We start from the raw sequence: 21,991 nt of genomic DNA on the forward strand, positions 1-21,991 counted from the left end.
GCCTAGAGCCTAGAGCCTAGAGCCTAGAGCCTAGAACCTCCACATATCCGCTGATCGCTGACGGCTGAAAGCTGATAGCTCGTTGTCACTCACACTGTTGTATTTCTCTCACATCGCCGCGGCCATCGCTTAGGTAGCATTGTTCTAGCAACGAGCAGTAGCAGATCTCGGTTTTGATATTAAAGCGTTGGTCATTTACCTTGTCCCACTGAGTTGCATTGAAGCCTGTTTTCTTAAAACCAAAGAGATTAAGTTCAGCGCCTGAGGCTAATAATCGGTTATTACTAACGCCGGTATACAACCAACCAAATTTTTCAAAAAAATTGATCTCTGGTGATTCATTTTGCAACTTATTTAATTGCTCTTGGTAAGCATAGATATCAAAGCAGCAGTCTTTTATTACTTTAAATATCTCTGTATACGACTTTTCATCGTGGAAGAATTTAACGTATTTAATAATGGCTGGGCCTGATCCTGAGTTTTTAATGTAAAAAGTAATTTCTTCAGAATTTTTTTCTTCATTGAAATTCCCCGTCATCACTTCGAGCCATGGCCAGGTTGCGGCTTTTACTTGTCGTTCTGCGGCGTTGGCTTGCAAGTATGTGGCATAAAAGGAGGCTGCTGAAATTATAATGGCACAGAGTGCGAGAAATAGGTTTAGCCGCTCGTTGGTAAACCATGCCTTGCGCTGGTTGCTGGCTGGTTGAGTGTTTTGCTGGGTGGTCTTTGTTTGCTCTTCAACGTTAGAGTTTTGCTCTGTTTTAACGGTTGAACAGCTTGCGTCCTGTTGCTGATTATCCATAATTTTTAATTGTTGTTTTTATAGACTAATAAAGATACAACTTTAATTGGATAGATAAAAGAGACAGGGAGTAAAACTCCCTGATTTGGTATTAACTATTTGAGATAAATACGGTGAGCTTTTCACCCACTCTTAAGCTATCTCTTGAAAGGTTATTCCATTGTTTGAGTTTAGTGATACTGACTTTGTATTGCTTTGCAATCTTCCAAAGGCTGTCGCCAGATTTCACCTTATACTCGATTTGTTGATCAGCCAATTGCGGTAATATCAGTTTTTGACCAATACGAATGGTGTTTGTTTTTAGGTTATTGAAGGTTTTCAGTTGGCTAACTGTTACTTTATAGTTCTTTGCAATCACACTTAAGCTATCACCGCGTTTAACTGTGTAATGTTGCCATTGGCTATAATCATTGCTCTTTTGATTAGCTAATAGAGTTTGATAACTTGCTTGCTGATCTTTTGGGACTACAATGTGTGGCGCATCAATCACCGCTGGGTATCGGATAACGCCATGGTTCAGCTCTTCTAGCTCTTGCCATTTCGCTTTGTCTGCCAAGATCACTGCACCAGTTACTGATAAGGTCGCAATAGCCTGCTCATTCTTAATCGCAGGGAATATCATTTTTTGGTGCTTTAATAATTGTGCTGCGGCTAGTAACTTAGGCACGTATTGTTTGGTTTGCGATGGTAGCTTTAAGCTAAAGAAGTCCGTCGACTTACCTTGTTTTTTATTACGAGCAATTGCCTGTAATACACGCCCTTCACCAATATTGTAGGCAGCAATAGCGTGATACCAATCGCCATCAAAGCGTTTATAAAGGTATTCCATAAAATCCAAAGCTGCGCGGGTGCTGTCGATCACATCTTGGCGACCATCATACCAAGGGGTAATTTTTACTTTGAAGTATTTGGCGATTGAGGGAGTGAGTTGCCATAAACCCGATGCATGTTTGTGCGAATAGGCACTGGCATCAAAATCGCTCTCTATAAGCGGCATTAGAGCGAGTTCTATTGGTAAGTCACGGTTTTCTACTTCTGTAACGATATGATACAAATACGGCGCTGCGCGGCGGCTTATTTCTTCCATGTAATTTGGATGAGTAAGGTACCAAGCAATGCGCTTTTGCACATCTGGGTGACTTGAATCGCTAAACTGCAGTTGAATGCGAATACGCTGCCATACGTCATCAAGTTCACTTGGTTTGAGCGGTGTCACCGCGTCTACTTGTTTTGTTTTAGCTTCTGCAACCACAGTGCCTGGATTGGCTTTGATGATGGGCTTCTTTTCGGGAAGTGACTCAGGGGCAGTCTGACAGCCTGTTACAATAAAAGAAACAACAACAAGGCCTAAAAATCGATTTAAAAACACGTATTAAAATACTCCGTTAACTTAGGTGCGGGTAAACTAAAGCGCCTAAGCTTAACATAGGGTGAGCTAAAAATGACCATTAGATTAACAGCTCGCTAACTTACTCACCCAATTGAAATTAAAACGAAATACTAACTTGTAACCCAGCATAACCATGGTTTTGTGCTTCCCAATAGCGGCTGTCTATTTCTCGGGCCCTGGCATAGATCTCTATTCTGAATGGCTTTGAGTCAACGCCCATGCCCACACCAACATAGCCATCAATATTATTGTGATCGTCATCATAGCGGTCGCTGTAGTCGTGGTCATCTCGGTCGTCGTATACAGCAAGCTCAATTAAATCTAAGCCCACTTCGCCATAGAAAAAAAAGTCACTGAAATAACCAAATTTGATGCCGCTATCTAAGGTGAGAAATGTCTCCCGATCACCTTTTTTAGTAAATACTTCTGCTGAGCCTAGTGCCGTTGTAAATGCTGCGCCGAAATTGCTGTAGTTATTTATAGCCATGACTTCGATGCCGGCTGAGGTGATTGAATCAGTACTATTATGCTCTGATTTAACAAACAGGTTCATATTAGGGCTGTCATAAATACCAGCAAAGCTTGTAGCAGGAATGAAGGCAAGTGATGAAAAGAGTGCTAAGGCGAGGTATCGCATATTGGTTAGTCCATTAAACGTTAATGGGTACATGATACCAAACAGCGCCTTAGCAAATTGTAAGTAAGTGTGCTAACTATGTAAGCTAACCGAACACGCAGCGAAAGCAGGCTCCTTGCTGGCGTTTGATATAAACCAGATCGCCGCCATGATTGAGCATGATCTGGCGCGATAAACTTAAGCCTATTCCTGAACCTTGTTGCTTGGTAGTAAAAAATGGCACAAAAATCATCTCAATCACATGATCGCTGATACCTGTACCATTGTCACTGACCTCTAAATACAGTTGCTGATTAGCATTTTGTGCAATGCTTACCTCAATGTACTTTGCTGACTCTGGATTGTTTAGCTGCTTAAGGACATCAATGGCATTGGTAAGCAGGTTTATTATTACTTGTTCAACTTGGCCTCTATCTATCATTACTAACTGTTGGCTTTGCACCGACAAATTCAACGTAATATTAAGCTGCTTAGCTTGTTGAGAGTGCAGAGCGACAACTTGCTTGGCAAGATCTGCCAGAATATGTGGCTGTAAGTGTGGGGCGGGTAAGCTACTAACCTTTTTAAATTGCGCTATAAATTCCCCTAAATGCTCGGTTCGTGATGCGAGTGTTGTTAGGGCGAGTTGCAAGTCTTGTTTATCTTCCTGATCATCAAAACTAAGCTCAGTTGGCAGCAGTGCCGTACAAGTTTGTGCTAAAGAAGAAAGTGGCGTAATCGAATTAGCAATTTCATGGGTTAGTACTTTGGTAAGGCGCTTATAAGCTTGTTGCTCTTTTAATTGCAGCTGATCATGAATCGATTGCAAACTGATCACTTTACGAACTTTACCTTGTATTTCGGCAATACTGATCTGCACAGATAGCGTATCGTGCTGCTCACCATTTTGCCATGGCACGGTATTACGGCTATTTTGCTTTGCGTCTTGGACTAGGTTGGCTATTACACCTAAATCATCGATGTGCTTTACAGCTTGTCCAAGTAAACGGCTGACCGCCGGATTGCTTTCAATAATAGTGCCTTGTTCATCACACACTAATACCGCTAAATCGATATGAATTAATAGCGCTTGTAAGAACTGGGCTTGTTGCTCTGCATTAAAACGCGCAGCCTGAATTTGCTGTTTAACCTGCTCAAATTGCTGTTGCATTGGGTGTTGGTCGCCAAAGCCTAATGTGCTGTCTCCATTTGCTAAAGCGCGAAACACCATATCTGCACGCCTTGTTTGGCGTTTAAATAAATTAAAAATTTGCGCGGCACATACCAAATTTAAAATAACTAAAAGTGCCGAAATTGCAGAAAACCCGCTTTGCTCTACTTGCCAAAACAAAGCAATTGATAAACCAATTAGCGCAGCTAATAGGCAGGCTAAGCTAATAAAATTTCGCATCGATTACAGTCCGTATTTTTCTAAACGACGATACATGGCTCCGCGTGTTAGGCCGAGGGCTTTAGCTGCATGACTCACATTCCCTTGAAAATGCTTTAAAGCTGCACGAACGGTTCTCTGCTCGATGATTTCGAGATCAAAAGTGTCGTAGTCAGTGGCGCTTGAAGAGAGCTCACTTGTACTAACAGCAGCACTTGGTGAGCTTATCACTGAGCTTATATCGAGCTCTGAGCCTTCAGAGAGAATGACTGCTCGCTCAATTGCATGGGCAAGTTCACGGACATTGCCTGGCCAATGATACTGGCTTAAACGTGTCATATCAGATGCCGCAATCGAGAGCTCACGTTTGTATTTATGTGCAAAGTGCTGCAAGTAGTAGTTACACAGTAATGGAATGTCTTCACTGCGCTCGCGCAGAGCTGGCAAACGGATCTCTACGGTATTAACACGGTACAGTAAGTCTTGCCTAAACTTGCCTTCAGAAACTGCTTGTTCGAGGTTTTCATTGGTTGCACAGATCAAGCGAATATCAATATCGATGACTTTAGAGCCACCAACCGGTGTTATTTGTCTGTTTTGTAGTGCTGCGAGCAGCTTAACTTGTTGGTTAAGCGGTAAATTACCTAGCTCATCTAAAAATAAACTACCACCATGGGCCAGCTCAAATCGGCCAATGCGATCTTCTTTCGCGCCAGTAAACGCCCCTTTTTTATGGCCAAATAGTTCGCTTTCAAACAGGCTTTCGGCTAGTGAGCCCATGTCTAGGCTTATGAAGGGTTGGCTTTGGCGCTGGCTTGCATTGTGGATTGCATGGGCAGTGAGTTCTTTACCTGTGCCACTTTCGCCACTAATCAATATGTTGGCATCTGTGTTGGCTGCTTTGTCGATAACCGAAAAAACCTGCTGCATGGCATCACTTTGGCCTAAAAACTCAAATGGTTGATTGCCGATTGACTGCTGCAAGGCCTGCTTTTGTTTTGTGAGCTTACCAACTTGCTGTTTGTCTTTAGCGTGTGAAAATGCCGCCGCTACAGCACCGAGTAATTGCTCATTTTGCCAAGGCTTGGCAATAAAGTCAGAGGCACCAGCTTTAATTGCTTCGACAGCTAGTTGAATATCGCTGTAGGCCGTCATAAGCAGTACCGCAATGTTAGCGTCTTGGCTCATGATCTTTTTTAGCCAGTAGAATCCTTCTTTGCCACTAATTGAGTCTTGCGTGAAGTTCATATCGAGTAACACAACATCTATAGCCTGATCTGCCTCATGCTGTGCGTTAATGATACCTTCGATATCAAAGGGGTTATCTGTGGTTTTTACAACCTGATAATGCTGCTTTAAAAGTAATCGTGCAGCGATAAGTACGTCGGGGTTATCATCGACGATAAGAATTGATCCTGCTTGTTTCATAGCTATTTATTATTATTCCTTTATGGGAACACTAAGACTAATTGAAAATAGTAAGAGTGTCCATTTATGGACGATATATGGGCTGTGAAGTGTTCTATAAGCGGACACTTGATTATATGCATCTTTATTGGCTTTTATGTAAGCTGTTGTAATTTAATAAAAATAAAAGTTGGCACAAGAGTTGTTTTATCTATAGGTAATTAGCACCTAGATAACTTAAAGGCGTCAACATGGATAAGAAAATTACACGCTCAAATAACAAAGCATTTTTTAAGAAATCAGTCATTGCAGCGGCATGCTTAGCTGTTGCGGCTGCAGCTTATGGTTTCACACAAACTGAGCAAACAGGTCGTAGCCAGCAAATAACTGCTACAAGCTTAACGATTAGCACAGTACAACAAGGTGAATTTGTTGATGCTTTAAGTCTTCGTGGTCAGGTTATGCCTCGCACTACAATTTACCTCGACACCATTGCCGGAGGCCAAGTCGAAGAGCGACTTGTTGAGCAAGGTGAGTTTGTTAAAAAAGGTCAACCACTTGTGCGTTTAAGCAATACCAATTTGCAGCTTGATGTAATGAGCCGTGAAGCACAAGTGACTGAGCAACTTAACTTTTTACGCAACACGCAAATGAATATGGAAACCAGCCGTTTAAACTTACGCCGAGATTTGCTTGAAATCGATCTTAAAATCACACATTTATCGCGTCGCTTAAAACAAACTCAGCCGCTAGTTAAAACGGGTGTGTTAGCACAAGAACAATTATCTGAAATTCAAGAAGACTTAGCGTATTACAAAGCGCGTAAAGAACTAACCCTTGAGCGTCAAAAGCAAGAAAACAGCATTCGTGAAGTTCAGGTAGCTCAGTTAAAAGACAGTGCCGACATGCTAGAGAAAAACCTACAGTTTGCGCGTAAGAACCTTGAAAACTTACTCGTAACAGCACCTGCCGATGGTTATTTAAGTGAACTTGATGTTGAAATTGGTGAATCAAAAGGCCGTGGTGCTCGCCTAGGGCAGATTGATATTCCTAATGAATACAAGCTAGTTGTGAGACTAGACGAGTTTTACCTGAGCCAAGTTCAAACAGGTATGCAAGTGCTTATTGAACACGAGCAAGGCGAAATTGCGGCAACAGTTAGCAAAATTGATAGCCGTGTTCAGCAATCACAGTTTCAGGTTGAAGTCGATTTACCTAATGGCACGAGCAACATAAAGCGTGGGCAAAGCCTAGATGTACAGCTGATGCTAGGTGATAGCAAAGGCACTGCTTTATTACTTGAACGCGGCGCATTTTTTACCAGCTCAGGGGGTAACTGGGTTTATGTCATGGAAAAAGATGGCAATCGTGCAGTACGAAAAGACATTCGTCTTGGCAAAAAGAATCAAAACTATTATGAAGTGTTAAGTGGCCTAAGCGCCGGAGATCGCGTGATCACCTCTAGCTACAGCAACTTTGATAAAGCACAACAACTACAATTTTAAGGATAAAAACAATGATTAAATTAACTAACTTATCACGCGTGTTCCGTACTCAAGATGTTGAAACAACAGCGCTTAATAACATTAACTTACATGTAAACGAAGGCGAGTTTCTTGCCATTATGGGGCCATCTGGCTGTGGTAAATCAACATTACTCTCTATTTTAGGTATGTTGGATTCGCCATCGGCAGGCAGTTTTGAATTTTTAGGTGAAGACATCGCAGGGTTTGGTGAAAAGCAATTAGCGGCACTTAGAAAAGCGTCGATTGGTTTTGTTTTCCAAAGCTTTAACTTAATTGATGAATTAACAGTATTTGAAAACGTTGAGCTGCCATTACAGTATCAAAATATCTCAAAAAGTGAACGTAAACAGCGAGTAGAAGAAATTTTAAAACGTGTTGCAATCGACCATAGAGCAGATCACTTACCACAGCAGCTATCGGGTGGTCAGCAGCAACGTGTAGCAGTAGCCAGAGCTCTGGTGATTAATCCAAAACTAATCTTAGCGGATGAGCCTACGGGTAACCTTGATTCAAAAAATGGTGATGAAGTCATGGCGATGCTACGTGAGCTAAATCGTGAAGGTACCACGGTAATTGTGGTTACTCACTCAGAAAAAGAAGGCAATTATGCTGACCGTTTAGTGCGCTTACTTGATGGCCAAGTGATGGTAGATAAAGCTAACCGTGTTCAACAAACAGCAGAGGTGGCATAACATGATTTTAAGTTATCTGATCACCGCGCTGCGTGCGTTTAAAAACCAAAAACAGCACTTTATTTTAAATGTTCTGGGTTTAAGTGTGGGCTTAGCTGCGGCAATTCTAGTTGCTTTGTTTGCAAAAAATGAGCTTTCGTACGATAGCCAACAGCCACATGCTGAGCGTGTTTATCGCGTTGGACAAGACTTCTCAAAACTTGGTTTAGCTGTGGTGCCTATTTTTAATTATGTGCAGTCAAAGCAGGCCGAAGATTACAGCCAAGTTGAAGAAGTGTTCGGATTAACTATGGTCGAGTTGACTCGTGAAGCCATGGTTGATGTGAGTTACCGCAACCAAGGCTATAAGTTAAATGCCTTATATGGTGCTACAGCAAATATTGAAAACTTTATTGCTATGAAGACGATTGCGGGTGACTTAACAACAGCAATGAGTACACCAGACAGCCTAGCTTTAAGTGAATCAGAAGCACTGCGCATTTTTGGTCGCACCGATGTGATTGGTGAAACACTTACGCATGAAAAAGGACAATACACAGTGCGTGCCGTGTTTGCAGACTTAGCAGACAACACTCACTTTGCCTTTAAAAGCCTTGTTTATGTTAAGCATGATCCAAGCGAAATAGATATCAACAGTAGTTATGTTTATATGCGTGTAGCAGAGGGCACCGATACAGATGCATTAGCTAAAACCTTAACAGAACGCTTTTTTAGCGGTTCTATGTTGGAGCAAGTTAGTTTAGAGCTGCATCCATTACTTGATTTGCACCTAACGGCTAAATCACCGTTTGAGATGAAAGCGGGTGGTGCTAAACAAGTGGTGATGATCTGTGTTGGTTTAAGTGTGTTACTGATTCTTATTGCAGGTTTTAACTTTATCAATATGACCGTCGCTCAATCGACTAAACGTGCAAAAGAAGTGGGTGTGCGTAAAGCGCTTGGCGCAAGTAAAGGCCAGTTAGTGACGCAGTTTTTATCTGAATCTGTGTTGGTATCAATGCTTTCAATGGTGATTGCATGTGCTTTAGTGGAGCTATTTTTACCAAACTTTAACCAACTAGTAGACCGCGAATTGGGCGTGAATTATGCCTCTGAATTTGGCATTGCAATTATTGTGGTCGCAATTGCTGTGGGTATATTAGCTGGGCTTTATCCTGCATTCTTTATTTCGTCATTCAGTGCAAAACGCGTTTTAAGTGGAGACTTACAACGTGGTAATACTGCAATATGGGTTCGTAAGAGCTTACTAACCTTACAGGCTTCGCTAGCAATAGGTTTAATCATTGCCTCTATTACCTTGTTAAAGCAATTAACTTACTTACAAAGCTTACCTTTAGGCTATGAAACAACACAAAGATTGGTTATTTCGGAGCTATCTGTAGGCGAAGTATTCACAAAAGAAAAAAATGCCTTAGTTAACCGTATTAGTGCAATTCAAGGCGTACAGCAAACAACAGTTATTGATACCCGTTTAACCGTTTCAATCAATAATACACTTATGCCAACGTGGCCAAATGGTGAAGCGTCTGGCAGCTTAACGCCTGTTGTTGGCGCAAGCTACGATGTTGTAAAAACACTAGGATTAAAACTGGTTGCTGGTCGTGACTTTAGTCGTGAATTTGCTGGTGATTGGGCAAGCCGTGAAAATGGAGTAACAAGTACGGGCACCATCGTGACTGAATCTGTCGCAAGGCAAGCGGGTTACACTAACATGAGTGACATTATTGGTAAGGTCATTAAAGACTCAGGTCGCGGCGTAGATATGCGTGTTGTGGGTGTGGTTGAAGATGTAAAAGTAGGTAATGCTAAAGATGCCAACTCTAATATCATGTTCTTGTGTGGTTTTAACTTTTTATCACCTGTATCAGAATTAATTTTAACGATTGATCAGCAAAACTTGCCTTACATTAAAGCTCAGATCGCTGAAGTATTAGCAAGCTCAGCCAATATCTATGAGCCAAAAATTAACTTACTCGCAGACAACTATAAAACTCTGTTAAAAGGTGATGAGCGAATTTCGAATGTGGTTTTAATCTTTACTGGTCTTGCTGTGTTCTTAACTTGTTTAGGTACCTTTGGTTTGGCTTCGTTTGCAACAGTGCGTCGTCAAAAAGAAGTGGCCGTTCGAAAAGTGCTAGGTGCATCACGCATCAGTATCGTAAATATCATTGCTAAAGAGTTCTTAGTGCTGGTGGGCGTGAGTATTGCTATTGCGTATCCAGTGACTTACTTGTTAGTTGGTGATTGGTTAGCAAACTTTAATGACCGCATTGAACAGGCTGTATGGGTGTATTTAGTTGCCGCCGTCGCGGTGGCCGCCATTACTTGGGTTACCGTTGCAAGCTTAGCCTTTAAGGCCGCAAGCACCAGACCATCACTTATCTTACGATATGAATAACAGTTAACTAACTCCCAACTATAAGCCCAGCAATACAGCTGGGCTTTTTTTACTCGCTAAATACCTGTTTGGAGTGTTATTGCCATACATGGCGATCTTCGGCAAGGAGTGCTTTAGCGCGTTAGTATGTATTTTTTGTCGCCATAAATGACGACCTACGGTAGGACGTGCTTTAGCGCGTTAGTGTGTATTCTTTGCCACCATAAATGACAATCTACGTAGGACGTGCTTTAGTGCGTAAAGAGAAATTGCGGGTGTGGTAAGTTCTATTTTTGTTTTCAGGTAAGTTTGCCACATGACAAGAAAAGTAGCCAAATTTACAAGGGCGCACTATTTCAGAAGTGATAGGCTTTCGCTGGTATGTGTTACAAAACTTGGTTACATTAGGCTGGTTTATGTGTAGTTAAGTCGTCGTTTTGGCAAAGCAAACTAATTCTAAGGATGATTAATGCGTTTTTTCTTACTATTTTTATTTTTTTGGAGTCTGTCTAGCGCAGCTTTTGCTGAAAATATACCTTCTACAAGGCCTATCAATGAAGCGGCAGTAATAGATAAAGCAAAAAATAGTAATGACTTGGTCTACCAGCAAATATTTAGAATGCAAAGTCAGCTTGCTCGGTTGGATGAGGGGCTAGAAGTACAAAAGTCACTTGGTAATGATGTTAAGCTCCTTGAAAACACTCAGCAAAAGTTAAAAACTCAGTTAGCCAGTTTACAAACAAAACTCGAAACGCAAGAAAAGCTGCAAACTAATCAATTGAATGGGTTCAATGGGCGGATTTCTGACATAGCAAGTAATACGAATATGTGGGGAATGGCATTTACCCTATTTGGTTTGATTATCACGGTTGCTGCAATCGCACTCGGTTTTAGTGCAAAAAATAGAGCGGTATACGAAGCAAAGCAGGCTGCTAATACAGCCTCAGAAAGCCATATGGAAAAGTGGTTACTAGATAATAAAGGTAAATTAATTGCAGATGCCAAAACTGAACTTAAAAATGTGAGTCTTCAGCTAAAAGAGCGAGCTGAGAAATTAGAAGCAGAGGCAAGGGATGCACTGGAAAAAATCAAGCAAGAACAGCAACTAGCTTGGGACGCCCTCTTAGCAGAAAACAAAGATGTTGTGACCTCGAAAAGAAATAAAGAAGACAATACAACTACCAAACATAACAAACCGAGAGTATATCAAACAGCTCAAGAATGGTTTAAAGCGGGTTTAAAGGCGTTTTCAAGTAATGAATATGACGAAGCGCTTAATGCTTGGGACAATGTTTTAAGGTTAGTTGACAGCGAACAAGAGCCTAAGCTGTATGCCATTACAATGGTTAACCAAGGTGTTACTTATGGGAGGCTAGGTAAGCCTGATGACGAGCTCAACAGCTACGCAACCTTGATTGAGCAGTTCAAAGACTCATCGAATGAAGAGATTCAAATCCAAGTGGCTGCCGCGATGTGTAACCAAGGTGTTACTTATGGGAGGCTAGGTAAGCCTGATGACGAGCTCAACAGTTACGCAACCTTGATTGAGCAGTTCAAAGACTCANAGTGGCTAAAGCGATGTGTAACCAAGGCGTTGCTTATAATCAGCAAGGTAAACCTGATGACGAGCTCAACAGCTACGCAACCTTGATTGATCAATTCAAAGACTCATCGAATGAAGAGATTCAAATCCAAGTGGCTAAAGCGATGTGTAACCAAGGCGCTACTTATGGTCAGCAAGGCAAGCTTGAGGATGCAATCAGTAGCTCCGCAACCTTGATTGAGCAGTTCAAAGACTCATCGAATGAAGGGGTTCAAAAAACTATAGCTAACACAAGAGCAAATATAGCTGAACTAGCTTTACTTTATGAAACGCCAGCACAAGTCCTTATTCGTGTTGCAGAGGCAGAAAAATACTCAGATAACCCAGAGCACTTAGCCGTGATGCAGTTTATTCGCTTTTTACTTGACGATAAAACGATTGAAGAGGTGTTTACTGCTTTAACCGCAATCCCAGCGGAAGTAAAATTAGCGTGGAACTTTAGTGAGATTAAAGGTTACTTAACCGATAGTTTTGACGGTATAAAGCAGCAACAGATACAAGCTGTTGTGCAGTATTTTGAGCAACATGAAGATATTGAGCAATTAAGGGTTGAATTAGGTATTGTAAGCTAGCCTTTGCCTTTTTATTGCTATAAAACCTATGTAGAGCGTGCTTTAGCGCGTAAATATAGGCTTAAAGGTCTTTGACCTTCACCGCAGGGTTACCCGCTACTAAAGTATTTGCCGCGACATCTTTGGTAACTATTGCCCCTGCGCCAATCACTGAATTATCAGCAACTATAATACCCGCAAGTATAATCGCGCCTGCACCAATCCATACATTGTTGCCAATGCTAATCGGTGCTGCAAAGTTAGCTTTTGCTAAACGCTCGGTTGGGTTTACTGCATGCGATACCGCGAGTATTTGTACATTAGGGCCTATTAAGCAGTCATCACCTATCGTAATTTGCACATCAGATAACGGCGCATCGAGCACAGTACAGTTAATATTTATGAAGGTTCGATCACCTATTTTAATACCACTACCGTAATCACAATGAAAACCCGCTTCTATAACAACCTGCTCGCCACAGTGGGCAAACATGCCTCTTAGACGTTTTAAATTGCCTTTACTTGGGCTTTTGGCAAATAAACGGCAAATTTCATGGGTATTTTTTCGTTGTTCGAGTAAGGGCTTATCGAGGCTATTAAACTCTTTCATCGGGCATTTTCATGGTTATATTTGCTAATAGCTTAGCGTGTTGGTGATGAAGATCAAAATTAAACCTGTGTAGGCTAACGAGTATTCACTTGCCATTTATATTGTTTCGTTTAAAATCTCACAACTTTCGAAACGAAACTTATGTAATTCACTTTATGACAAAACGAAACACTCAACAACGTCGCCATACTATCTTAAGCCAAGTGAATGAACTTGGTGAAGTTGCTGTTGAAGCGTTAGCAGAGCAGTTTCAAACTTCTGAAGTGACGATACGTAAAGATCTGACAGCCCTTGAAAAAAGTGGCTTGTTGCTACGCCGTTATGGTGGTGCCATTGCACTGCCGCAAGAAATCGTTGCAAATAGCAACGAGAAAAGCGACTCGCTTCGCAAAATGGCAATCGCCCAAGCGGCTGCAAAGCTTATTAAAGATCATAACCGCATCATCATTGATAGCGGCCGCACTACAGCAGCGATGATCCCAGAGCTTGCTAGTAAGCGCGGTTTAGTGGTGATGACAAATGCTATTAATGTCGCTAACCGGCTGCTTTCATTAGAAAATGAGCCAACACTTTTGATGACCGGCGGAACTTGGGATCCACATTCAGAATCGTTTCAGGGCCAAGTTGCTGAGAATGTTCTACGCTCTTACGACTTTGACCAGCTCTTTATTGGTGCCGATGGCATTGATATTGATAGAGGTACTACAACCTTCAATGAATTAGTGGGGCTTAGCCAAGTGATGGCTGAAGCTGCCCGTGAGGTAGTGGTGCTGGTTGAGTCAGAAAAAATTGGCCGAAGAATACCGAATTTAGAACTGCCTTGGCAGCGCGTAACCACTGTTATCACAGACAACAACCTAAGCGCAGACAAGCGCGAGGCGATAACAGCATGTGGTGTACAGCTGATCTGTGCAGAAATTGAATAACCCGTAATAAGACCGACAACACCTTATTACGCATCATTTATGACAACACATACCGCCCAAAGTAGAACGCTTTGGCATGTGCAAAAGGAGAAATTATGTGTGGAATCGTTGGGGCTGTTGCAGAACGCCCAGTAAATAAAATTCTTGTAGAAGGCCTTAAACGCCTTGAATACCGTGGCTATGATTCGGCTGGTGTGGCTTTACTTAAAGGTACTGAGCTTAACACTGTAAAAGCAGTAGGTAAGGTTGCTAATCTTGAAGCGGCACTGAATGATGCAGCAGTAAATGGTACTACAGGTATCGCACATACACGCTGGGCAACTCATGGTGGTGTCACTGAAGCGAATGCTCACCCACATGTTTCGAACAGCGAAATTGCCCTAGTTCATAACGGTATTATCGAAAACCATGCCAGTCTACGTGATGCGCTTAAAGGCGACGGTTATGAGTTTTTATCAGAAACTGACACTGAAGTTATGGTGCACCTTATTCACCAACTTCGCCAACAACACGATACGCTTTTAGCTGCAGTACAGGCTGCTGTGAAGCAGTTTGAAGGTGCATTTGGTACCGTTGTTTTTGATAAAGCGAACGACAACGAAATCATCGTAGCGCGCTCTGGTAGCCCACTGGTGATTGGTTTAGGTCTTGGCGAAAACTTTATTGCCTCTGACCAACTTGCTCTATTACCTGTTACACGTAGCTTTATTTACCTTGAAGAAGGCGATGTTGCTCGTATTACTCGCGACAGTGTTGAAATCTTTGATGCAAACGGCGACGCAGTAGAGCGCGAAGTGATTGAATCAAACATTACGCAAGATGCATCAGGTAAAGGCGAATATCGTCACTACATGCTGAAAGAAATTTACGAGCAGCCACTTGCTGTACGTAACACGCTTGATGGCCGCCTAGTTAATGATACTGTAGCGATTGATGCCTTCGGCGATAGTGCTCAGCAAATCTTTAAAGATGTAAAACACGTACAAATTATTGCCTGCGGTACATCATATCACTCAGGCATGGTTGCTCGTTACTGGCTTGAGCAGTTTGCAGGCGTAAGCTGTAACGTTGAGATTGCCTCTGAGTTCCGTTACCGCGAATCATTTGTACATGAAAACAGCTTACTTGTGACCATTTCACAGTCTGGTGAAACAGCCGATACGCTTGCTGCACTTCGTCTTGCAAAACAGCAAGGTTACATGGCGTCAATGACCATTTGTAACGTGCCGGGTTCATCGTTAGTACGTGAATCTGATTTAGCCTTTATGACTAAAGCCGGTGCTGAAATTGGTGTTGCATCAACTAAAGCCTTCACCACACAACTTGTTGGCTTACTAATGCTAACAGCATCTATTGCCCAAGAAAAAGGCTTAGATCAAAGTGCGATTGTGAATGCAATCAAAACACTTCCTAACAAGTTAGAAGAAGCATTATTGCTTGCAGAAGGGATTGAAGATTTAGCTGAAGAGTTTGCTGATAAGCACCACTCACTGTTCTTAGGTCGTGGTTCACAATACCCAATCGCGATGGAAGGTGCGCTTAAGCTGAAAGAAATTTCGTACATTCACGCAGAAGCATACGCAGCGGGTGAGCTTAAGCATGGCCCTCTTGCGTTGATTGATGCTGACATGCCTATCATTGTTGTAGCACCAAACAACGAACTACTTGAAAAGCTTAAATCAAACGTAGAAGAAGTACGTGCCCGTGGCGGTATTATCTATGTATTCGCAGACAAAGACTCAGCGTTTGAATCTGACGAAACAATGCGTGTAATCAACGTAAACCATGTAGATGACGTGATTGCTCCAGTTGTATATACAATTCCATTGCAGCTACTTTCATACTACGTTGCGGTGATTAAAGGCACCGACGTAGACCAACCTCGAAACCTAGCAAAATCGGTTACGGTTGAGTAAGTTTAGAGTTTTATATTTTATTAAGGGCGCAATATGCGCCTTTTTTTGTACCTGCAATTCTGTTAGCTTAAAAAATTACCAATATTTCTTAAGGATAAGTCGTGCGACTATTTAAGTTATTCTGTATTAGTGGTTTTTTACTCTGTACTAGTCTTGTAATGGCCCAACCAGCTGCAGATGAGGCGGTTACACATTACAGCCAACATACGCATACTATCGAATCAAGTAATCTTAGTGAGCAACGCACTGTCGTTGTGCAATTGCCAAAAAGCTATCAAACACATCCCAACAAAAAGTATCCCGTTATTTACCGTTTAGATGGGGCCGGTAATTTACCATTGATTAATGCTGTGCTTGAACGCTTACAAGAAAATGATCAAGCGCCAGAGGTGATTGTAGTTGCAATTGAAAGTACTAATCGACTTAGAGATTTTTATCCGACAGTGAACAAAGAACCACAAGGGCCTGTTGGCGAAGGCGGTGGTGCAGCAAAGTTTTTAGCTTTTGTAGAGCAAGAACTAATGCCTTTGGTTAATAAACAGTATCGTACTCATGATTATAGAGTTATTGCAGGAGCCTCTGCTGCGGGTGTATTTGCTCTTTACGCAATGCAGGCTGACCCAGAGTTATTTCAAGCGCACATTGCTTATAGCCCTGCAGTATGGTGGAACTATGGCGCCCCGGCTAAGAGTCTAAATACCTTTGTTACCAAAGCTAAAAGTATTAACAGCTATGTATATATGAATATCGGTGAAGAAGCCGGCATTATGCGCGAAAGATACGATGGTATGCAGCAAACGATGCAAAATAGTAAAGCGCAAAATCTGCGCTTTAAGAGCGATGCCTTTGCAGGCGTTTCGCATAACCTAACCTCAGCTGCTGGGGCATTTAATGCGTACCATGGCTTATTTTTATCTAAACATATGCCTTTGAGTGCATTGGGCGATGATGTTTCATCAATTGATGCTTATTATCAACGTTTATCTCAGCAATGGGGCGAGCAAATAGCGCCACCAGACCGCGCTGTTAGGATGCTGGGTTACAGCTTAACGGATAACCAGCAATTTGAGCGGGCTATTGAGGTGTTTAAGTACAATATCAAAAACTACCCTAAATCAGCGTATGCACTGTCAGCTTTGTCATATGGCTATGAAATGCTAGGTAATACTCGCCAAGCATTAGTTCAAATCGAGGCTGCAATAGCCGTAGCTGATGACTCGTATCCCTATCTAGATTACTTAAAAGAAACAAAAACGAGGTTAGAAGCACAGTTGAGTAAGGTTTAATAATATGGCCAACTTAGCTGTTGGCTTTTTAAGCGCCCCTTTAATATTGAGCAATTATCATAAACCAGTGACTGTTATCTAAAAGGTATTTAACTCACTAATTCCTACTTACCGGGCAATAAATGCGCTAAAATCGCAGGCTATTTTAGTAATGAGCCCACACTTTTTATGACCTCAGCCACAAACTCTCGCAATTTCAACGAACTTGGCCTTATTCCAGAGCTACTTGCTCGATTGGCGGATCTTGAATATACCCAGCCAACACCTATTCAGGCAAAAGCAATTCCAAGCATTTTAGCGGGTAGTGACTTAATTGCAGGAGCAAATACCGGTTCAGGTAAAACAGCGACATTTGCTTTGCCTATGTTGCAAAATTGCTTTTTAGATAAAGGAGATAAAAAAGCACAAGGCAAAGGTAACTTTGTATCAGGGCTTATTTTAGTGCCAACCCGAGAACTCGCGGTGCAAGTGGCTGATAGCGTTAAATCGTACTCTGCAAATTTTAATGGTGCGATTAAAACCGTTGCTGTATTTGGTGGTGTGTCAGTTAATACGCAAATGCAAGCATTGCGAGGTGGTGCAGATATTATCGTTGCAACTCCTGGTCGCTTACTTGATTTGATTTCAAGCAATGCTATTAAGCTTGATAGCGTAAACACCCTAGTGCTTGATGAAGCAGATCGCATGTTGAGTCTTGGTTTTACCGAAGAACTTGCTGAGCTATTAGCACTTATGCCCGCTAAAAAACAAACAATGCTGTTTTCAGCAACGTTTCCAGAGCAGGTTAAATTATTAACCCAAAAGCTGTTAAATGACCCTGTAGAAATACAAGTTCAAAGCAAACAGAAGAGCACTCTAGTACAGCGTGTATTTACAGTTAATAAAGGTGAGAAGACCACGGTTTTAGCGCACTTGATAAAAAACCATAAATGGCGCCAAACGCTGATTTTTGTGAATGCAAAAAAAGATTGTGAGCATTTAGCAAATAAGCTTGAAAAGCGTGGCATCAATGCACAAGTATTTCATGGTGATAAAGGCCAAAGTGAGCGTACTCACGTAATCGAAAAGTTTAAAAATGGCGAAATTGAGGTGTTAATTGCCACTGATATTGCTGCTCGTGGTTTAGATATTGCTAAATTGCCTGTAGTGATTAATTTCAATTTACCCCGTAGCCCTGCCGATTACATACACCGTATTGGCCGAAGTGGTCGCGCCGGTGAAATTGGGTTAGCGTTATCACTGATTGATTACGAAGACTTTCATCATTTTAAAATCATTGAAAAGAAAAATAAATTTCGTTTAGAGCGCGAAGAAGTGGCAGGTTTTACCGTAAATCAAGCAAACCTCGATGCCGCACAGGCACTTAAAAACGATAAGCCCGTAGCGAAACCTGCGGGAACAGGTAAGAAAAAGAAAAAAAATAAAGCTAACCAACAAGACGATGTTTGGAGTGGCTGGAAGAAACATTAATAGCCTTAAAATAAACCCCGCATTGCTGCGGGGTTTTTTGCTTTTTAACAACCAGTTAAGAATTAAAAGTCAGTCGGTGCTGGTGGCACGGTGAGTGGCTTTTTCGGGTTGTCTTTTAGCTCTTTTAATAGCTCTTCTACGGCACGTTCAATCGATGGATCTTTACCTTGGTAGATTAACTCTGGGCGGTCAACAATCTTGATATCTGGAGTGACACCTTCGTTTTCGATGATCCAGTTGCCATTGTTATCTAAAACGCGGAATGTTGCCGCGATAACTTGGCCGCCATCGACAAGGCTTGGGTTACCTGAAATACCAATTAATCCACCCCAAGTACGGGTACCAATAAGCTTACCTAACCCTGCTTGGCGGAAGTAGTAAGGAATAGCATCACCGCCTGAACTTGAGTAACCATTGATCAGCATGGCTTTTGGACCATCATGAGCAAATTGTGGTGTTTTCGTTGGCTCAACACCACGGCGCTTCCAATAGTTAAGTGGTTTACGAGCAAGCCAAGTGATCATGTGCTCAGGAATAAAGCCACCGCCATTGTATCGGTCATCAATAATCATGGCATCTTTGGTGGTTTGCGGCATGTAGTTTTTGAACATGGCGCGGTTACCCTCAAACGCTGTATTTGGTAAGTGAACATAACCAATACGACCATTTGATAGCTTATCAACGTAGGCTGCACGAGAGTTAACCCAGTCTAAATAACGCAAACCTTGCTCGCTCGCTACAGGCTTAACGGTAACTTGCCATGCACCTTTGCTGCGCGGTTTACTGTTAAGGACTAGCTCAACTTGCTCACCTTGAGTGTTCTCTAGTAATTCGTAGAAGTTAGCTACGTCTTTTACTGAGCGGCCATTTACGGCAATGATGTAGTCGCCGTTATGTGCTTTTACCCCTGTTGTGCCAAGTGGTGAGCGGAAGTCTTCATGCCAGTTTTCACCTTGGAAGATTTGCTCAATTTTTACATATCCAGATGGATCGCTGGCAAGTTTTGCACCCAATAAGCCGTGCTTTTTACGCTCTGCTTTTGGCATATCACCCGACTGCACATAAATGTGGCCTGAGTTTATTTCACCTGCGATTTCGCTGAGAATGTAATCAAGGTCACTACGGTGTGAGATAGCATCAGCCATAGGTTGATACTTGGCTAAAATTGCGTCCCAATCTTGGCCGTGATGGTTTTCATCGTAGAACCAATCACGTAATGTACGCCAGCCTTCAACATACATTTGCTGCCATTCAATTTGCGGCTCAATTTTTAAGGTCATGTTACTAAGATCAAGCTTATTCGCTGCTAGGTCTTGTTTTGCTTTAGGCTCAATTAAGCTGTAATCGTTACCCGCATGTACTAACAGGTGTTCACCGTTGCTCGAAATAGTATAACTACGAACCCCTTTAGCCACGGTTTCAAGCTCGCTGTCATGAGCAGTGCCTATCAATTGTAGGCCACCATTAGCCAGTGTTAGCACGCCACCTTTTACTGCCGTTAAACCACGATAATCTCCAGCTGGCGCATTTAAAGCGGTAACGCGCTGCATAAAGTCGCTGCTTTGCAGGGTATTTTTCGCTTTCTTGTCGTCGTCTTTTTGTTTATCGCTGACGATCGCTGTTTCGTCACTTTGTAGTGCGATAAGTGGTTTGATGCTGTCATTTACGGCTGCGGCATAAATACGCGTTGCACGATTAAACATGTAGTCAAACTCGTAGCTGCTGAAGGCTAAGTTAAAGTCGCGCTCAGAACTAAAATACAGGTATTGACCATCAGGAGAGAAAGTTGGGTTTTGCTCATTGGTCATTTCATCCGTTAAGCGAGTCACTTTCTTTTTATCAACATTGTAGTGCCACAGCGAGGCATAGCGGTTTTCATTGTTTTTCACATACACAATGTCTTCGCTATTTGGCGACCAAGTATATTGGCGAATGCCTTCTTCATCGTAGATGCTGGTATCAATTTTGTGTTGTTTACCCGATTTTGCATCTATCCACCAGAGTGTGTGGTTTTTATCTGCAAATAACAGTTTTGAGCTATCTGGTGACCAAATCGGTGTAAAACGCCAAATAGTTCCGTTGCTGGTTAGTTGCTTGGTGGCATTACTTTTACTGCGGTCTTTTAAGTAAATTTCGTATTCGCCACTTTCATCGCTCATATAAGCAATATAACGGCCATTTGGCGACCAACTTGCGTCAATTTCGCGGCCTTTTGCTGTGTAAGATAAGTTACGTGTTGGGCCTTGTTTAACCGGTACGCTAAATAGCTCACCGCGGGCAGTAAAGAGTGCACGCTTACCATCATGAGAAATCGACATTGAGTCGATAAAGTCACTCACATTTTTTGTGTACGGCATTGCGTATTGACGCACACCAGCAATGTTAATGCTCAGCTTGCTGCTTTTTTGAGTTTTTGGATCAAAGCGATAAAGGAAACCACCGTTTTCATAAACAACAGCATTTGGGCCAGCTGATGGCCACAGTACGTCAAAGTCTTTATGGTTGGTTAGCTTTTTCGGCTCAGCGCCTTTTTGGTATTGATACAGGTTAAGGGTGTAATCACGGTCAGATACAAAGTAAATGTTGTCGCCAACCCAGGTTGGTTGCTGATCGGTAGCGCGGTTAGTGGTTAGCTGCTCTGAGGTATTGTTTTTTAGATCGTAAACCCAGACATCTTGTGCACGACCGCCACGGGTACGCTTCCAAGTACGAAATTCACGGTCAATTGGCGTGTAAACATATTTACTACCATCTGGCGAAAGCATACCGCCGCCAGTTTCTGGAATAGCCAGAGGCTGCTCAAGGCCTCCGTCAGCAGGAACCATGTATGGACGACCCATACGTTTACCCCACGGTGTGCGGTTAGCACGAAACACCACATTTTTGCCATCTGGTGTCCAATCGAGAACACGATAATCAAAACCGCCGCGTGGTGGCATTGGGCCAACATCGTTGTAGTAAGTCAGTTGTTTTAAGCCAGAACCACCGCTGTTAATTACATAAATTTGGCGGCTGCCATTGTACTCGGCTGCAAAGGCAATGCGTTTACCATCAGGTGAAAACTTAGGGAAAGTTTCAAAGCCAATATGGTCAGTTAAGCGTTTGCTCTCGCCTGTTTGCGTATTAGCAATGTAAATATCACCACCGTAAACAAAGGTAACATTTTGGTTATGAATATCAGGAAAACGCAGTAAGCGCGTGTCTTTAGTTTCGTAAGCTGATGCCCAAGGTGCCAGTGTCGCAGCCATGGCCAGTGCCAACGTTGTTAGTTTTTTCATGGGATTACATCCTATATTGGGAACTGTTACATCATAACCATTAAGGCTTAAATAGCGATGCAGTTGCGATGAAAGGTCTGTTACAAAATATGAATAAAAAAAGGTTGGCAGTAAATGCCAACCTTTGCGAGCTATGTCATACCATAAAACA

At 42.2% G+C, this 21,991-nt stretch carries 15 protein-coding genes; 8 read left to right on the top strand and 7 right to left on the bottom strand.

The annotated features are described in order from the left end of the window. Positions 1 to 85 precede the first annotated feature (85 nt). The 5 genes from AN213_RS09750 to AN213_RS09770 form a co-directional block, all read right to left on the bottom strand. The gene (locus AN213_RS09750; RefSeq protein WP_054563029.1) at positions 86 to 802 is read right to left on the bottom strand and encodes a hypothetical protein; all 717 of its coding nucleotides are present in this window, start codon (positions 800 to 802) and stop codon (positions 86 to 88) included. A gap of 91 nt (positions 803 to 893) precedes the next feature. Next, positions 894 to 2,171, bottom strand: coding sequence for a LysM peptidoglycan-binding domain-containing protein (locus AN213_RS09755; protein ID WP_055198482.1), 1,278 nt, complete (start codon positions 2,169 to 2,171; stop codon positions 894 to 896). 118 nt (positions 2,172 to 2,289) lie between these two features. Next, positions 2,290 to 2,829, bottom strand: a complete 540-nt coding sequence (locus AN213_RS09760; RefSeq protein WP_150114707.1) for a hypothetical protein — start codon at positions 2,827 to 2,829, stop codon at positions 2,290 to 2,292. A gap of 85 nt (positions 2,830 to 2,914) precedes the next feature. Then, a complete protein-coding gene (locus AN213_RS09765; protein WP_055198484.1) occupies positions 2,915 to 4,219 on the bottom strand; it encodes a PAS domain-containing sensor histidine kinase in 1,305 nt (434 codons plus the stop codon). Between the two features lie 3 nt (positions 4,220 to 4,222). Further along, a complete protein-coding gene (locus AN213_RS09770) occupies positions 4,223 to 5,626 on the bottom strand; it encodes a sigma-54 dependent transcriptional regulator (protein ID WP_055198486.1) in 1,404 nt (467 codons plus the stop codon). A 230-nt stretch (positions 5,627 to 5,856) separates the two neighbouring features. Here AN213_RS09770 and AN213_RS09775 point away from each other — a divergent pair, with 230 nt between their 5' ends. From AN213_RS09775 to AN213_RS20380, 4 genes are all read left to right on the top strand, one after another. Beyond that, positions 5,857 to 7,110 carry an efflux RND transporter periplasmic adaptor subunit gene (locus AN213_RS09775; protein ID WP_055198488.1) on the top strand — a complete coding sequence of 418 codons (1,254 nt, stop codon included), beginning with the start codon at positions 5,857 to 5,859 and terminating at the stop codon, positions 7,108 to 7,110. Between the two features lie 11 nt (positions 7,111 to 7,121). Beyond that, entirely contained in the window at positions 7,122 to 7,823 is a 702-nt protein-coding gene (locus AN213_RS09780) for an ABC transporter ATP-binding protein (protein ID WP_054552246.1), read from the top strand. Position 7,824: 1 nt separating this feature from the next. Beyond that, entirely contained in the window at positions 7,825 to 10,221 is a 2,397-nt protein-coding gene (locus tag AN213_RS09785) for an ABC transporter permease (protein WP_055198490.1), read from the top strand. A 1,545-nt stretch (positions 10,222 to 11,766) separates the two neighbouring features. Further along, positions 11,767 to 12,375, top strand: a complete 609-nt coding sequence (locus tag AN213_RS20380; protein WP_236702907.1) for a tol-pal system YbgF family protein — start codon at positions 11,767 to 11,769, stop codon at positions 12,373 to 12,375. Positions 12,376 to 12,436: 61 nt separating this feature from the next. Here the strand turns inward: AN213_RS20380 and AN213_RS09800 are convergent, their stop codons facing one another. Beyond that, positions 12,437 to 12,964, bottom strand: coding sequence for a sugar O-acetyltransferase (locus AN213_RS09800; protein WP_055198496.1), 528 nt, complete (start codon positions 12,962 to 12,964; stop codon positions 12,437 to 12,439). 155 nt (positions 12,965 to 13,119) lie between these two features. Here AN213_RS09800 and AN213_RS09805 point away from each other — a divergent pair, with 155 nt between their 5' ends. From AN213_RS09805 to AN213_RS09820, 4 genes are all read left to right on the top strand, one after another. Beyond that, positions 13,120 to 13,890: a DeoR/GlpR family DNA-binding transcription regulator gene (locus AN213_RS09805; RefSeq protein ID WP_054552250.1), complete on the top strand. Its 771-nt coding sequence runs from the start codon at positions 13,120 to 13,122 to the stop codon at positions 13,888 to 13,890. A gap of 95 nt (positions 13,891 to 13,985) precedes the next feature. Continuing rightward, positions 13,986 to 15,806, top strand: coding sequence for a glutamine--fructose-6-phosphate transaminase (isomerizing) (gene glmS / locus AN213_RS09810; RefSeq protein ID WP_055198498.1), 1,821 nt, complete (start codon positions 13,986 to 13,988; stop codon positions 15,804 to 15,806). 101 nt (positions 15,807 to 15,907) lie between these two features. Further along, positions 15,908 to 17,092 carry an alpha/beta hydrolase-fold protein gene (locus AN213_RS09815; protein WP_055198500.1) on the top strand — a complete coding sequence of 395 codons (1,185 nt, stop codon included), beginning with the start codon at positions 15,908 to 15,910 and terminating at the stop codon, positions 17,090 to 17,092. Positions 17,093 to 17,260: 168 nt separating this feature from the next. After that, complete coding sequence (locus AN213_RS09820) at positions 17,261 to 18,562, top strand: DEAD/DEAH box helicase (protein WP_055198502.1); 1,302 nt, start codon at positions 17,261 to 17,263, stop codon at positions 18,560 to 18,562. Between the two features lie 62 nt (positions 18,563 to 18,624). On the opposite strand, the gene AN213_RS09825 is transcribed toward AN213_RS09820, so the two are convergent. Further along, complete coding sequence (locus AN213_RS09825) at positions 18,625 to 21,840, bottom strand: S41 family peptidase (protein WP_095209735.1); 3,216 nt, start codon at positions 21,838 to 21,840, stop codon at positions 18,625 to 18,627. Between the last annotated feature and the right edge of the window lie 151 nt (positions 21,841 to 21,991).

Origin of the sequence: Pseudoalteromonas sp. P1-8, assembly GCF_001399985.1 — a bacterium.
Classification (GTDB): domain Bacteria; phylum Pseudomonadota; class Gammaproteobacteria; order Enterobacterales; family Alteromonadaceae; genus Pseudoalteromonas.

Excerpts from the sequence above, each read along its gene's own strand:
- AN213_RS09780 (WP_054552246.1), top strand. The coding sequence starts at position 7,122 with ATGATTAAATTAACTAACTTATCACGCGTGTTCCGTACTCAAGATGTT.
- AN213_RS09750 (WP_054563029.1), bottom strand. The coding sequence starts at position 802 with ATGGATAATCAGCAACAGGACGCAAGCTGTTCAACCGTTAAAACAGAG.
- AN213_RS09760 (WP_150114707.1), bottom strand. The coding sequence starts at position 2,829 with ATGCGATACCTCGCCTTAGCACTCTTTTCATCACTTGCCTTCATTCCT.
- glmS (WP_055198498.1), top strand. The coding sequence starts at position 13,986 with ATGTGTGGAATCGTTGGGGCTGTTGCAGAACGCCCAGTAAATAAAATT.
- AN213_RS09800 (WP_055198496.1), bottom strand. The coding sequence starts at position 12,964 with ATGAAAGAGTTTAATAGCCTCGATAAGCCCTTACTCGAACAACGAAAA.
- AN213_RS09825 (WP_095209735.1), bottom strand. The coding sequence starts at position 21,840 with ATGAAAAAACTAACAACGTTGGCACTGGCCATGGCTGCGACACTGGCA.
- AN213_RS09770 (WP_055198486.1), bottom strand. The coding sequence starts at position 5,626 with ATGAAACAAGCAGGATCAATTCTTATCGTCGATGATAACCCCGACGTA.
- AN213_RS09765 (WP_055198484.1), bottom strand. The coding sequence starts at position 4,219 with ATGCGAAATTTTATTAGCTTAGCCTGCCTATTAGCTGCGCTAATTGGT.
- AN213_RS09785 (WP_055198490.1), top strand. The coding sequence starts at position 7,825 with ATGATTTTAAGTTATCTGATCACCGCGCTGCGTGCGTTTAAAAACCAA.
- AN213_RS09820 (WP_055198502.1), top strand. The coding sequence starts at position 17,261 with ATGACCTCAGCCACAAACTCTCGCAATTTCAACGAACTTGGCCTTATT.
- AN213_RS09775 (WP_055198488.1), top strand. The coding sequence starts at position 5,857 with ATGGATAAGAAAATTACACGCTCAAATAACAAAGCATTTTTTAAGAAA.
- AN213_RS09805 (WP_054552250.1), top strand. The coding sequence starts at position 13,120 with ATGACAAAACGAAACACTCAACAACGTCGCCATACTATCTTAAGCCAA.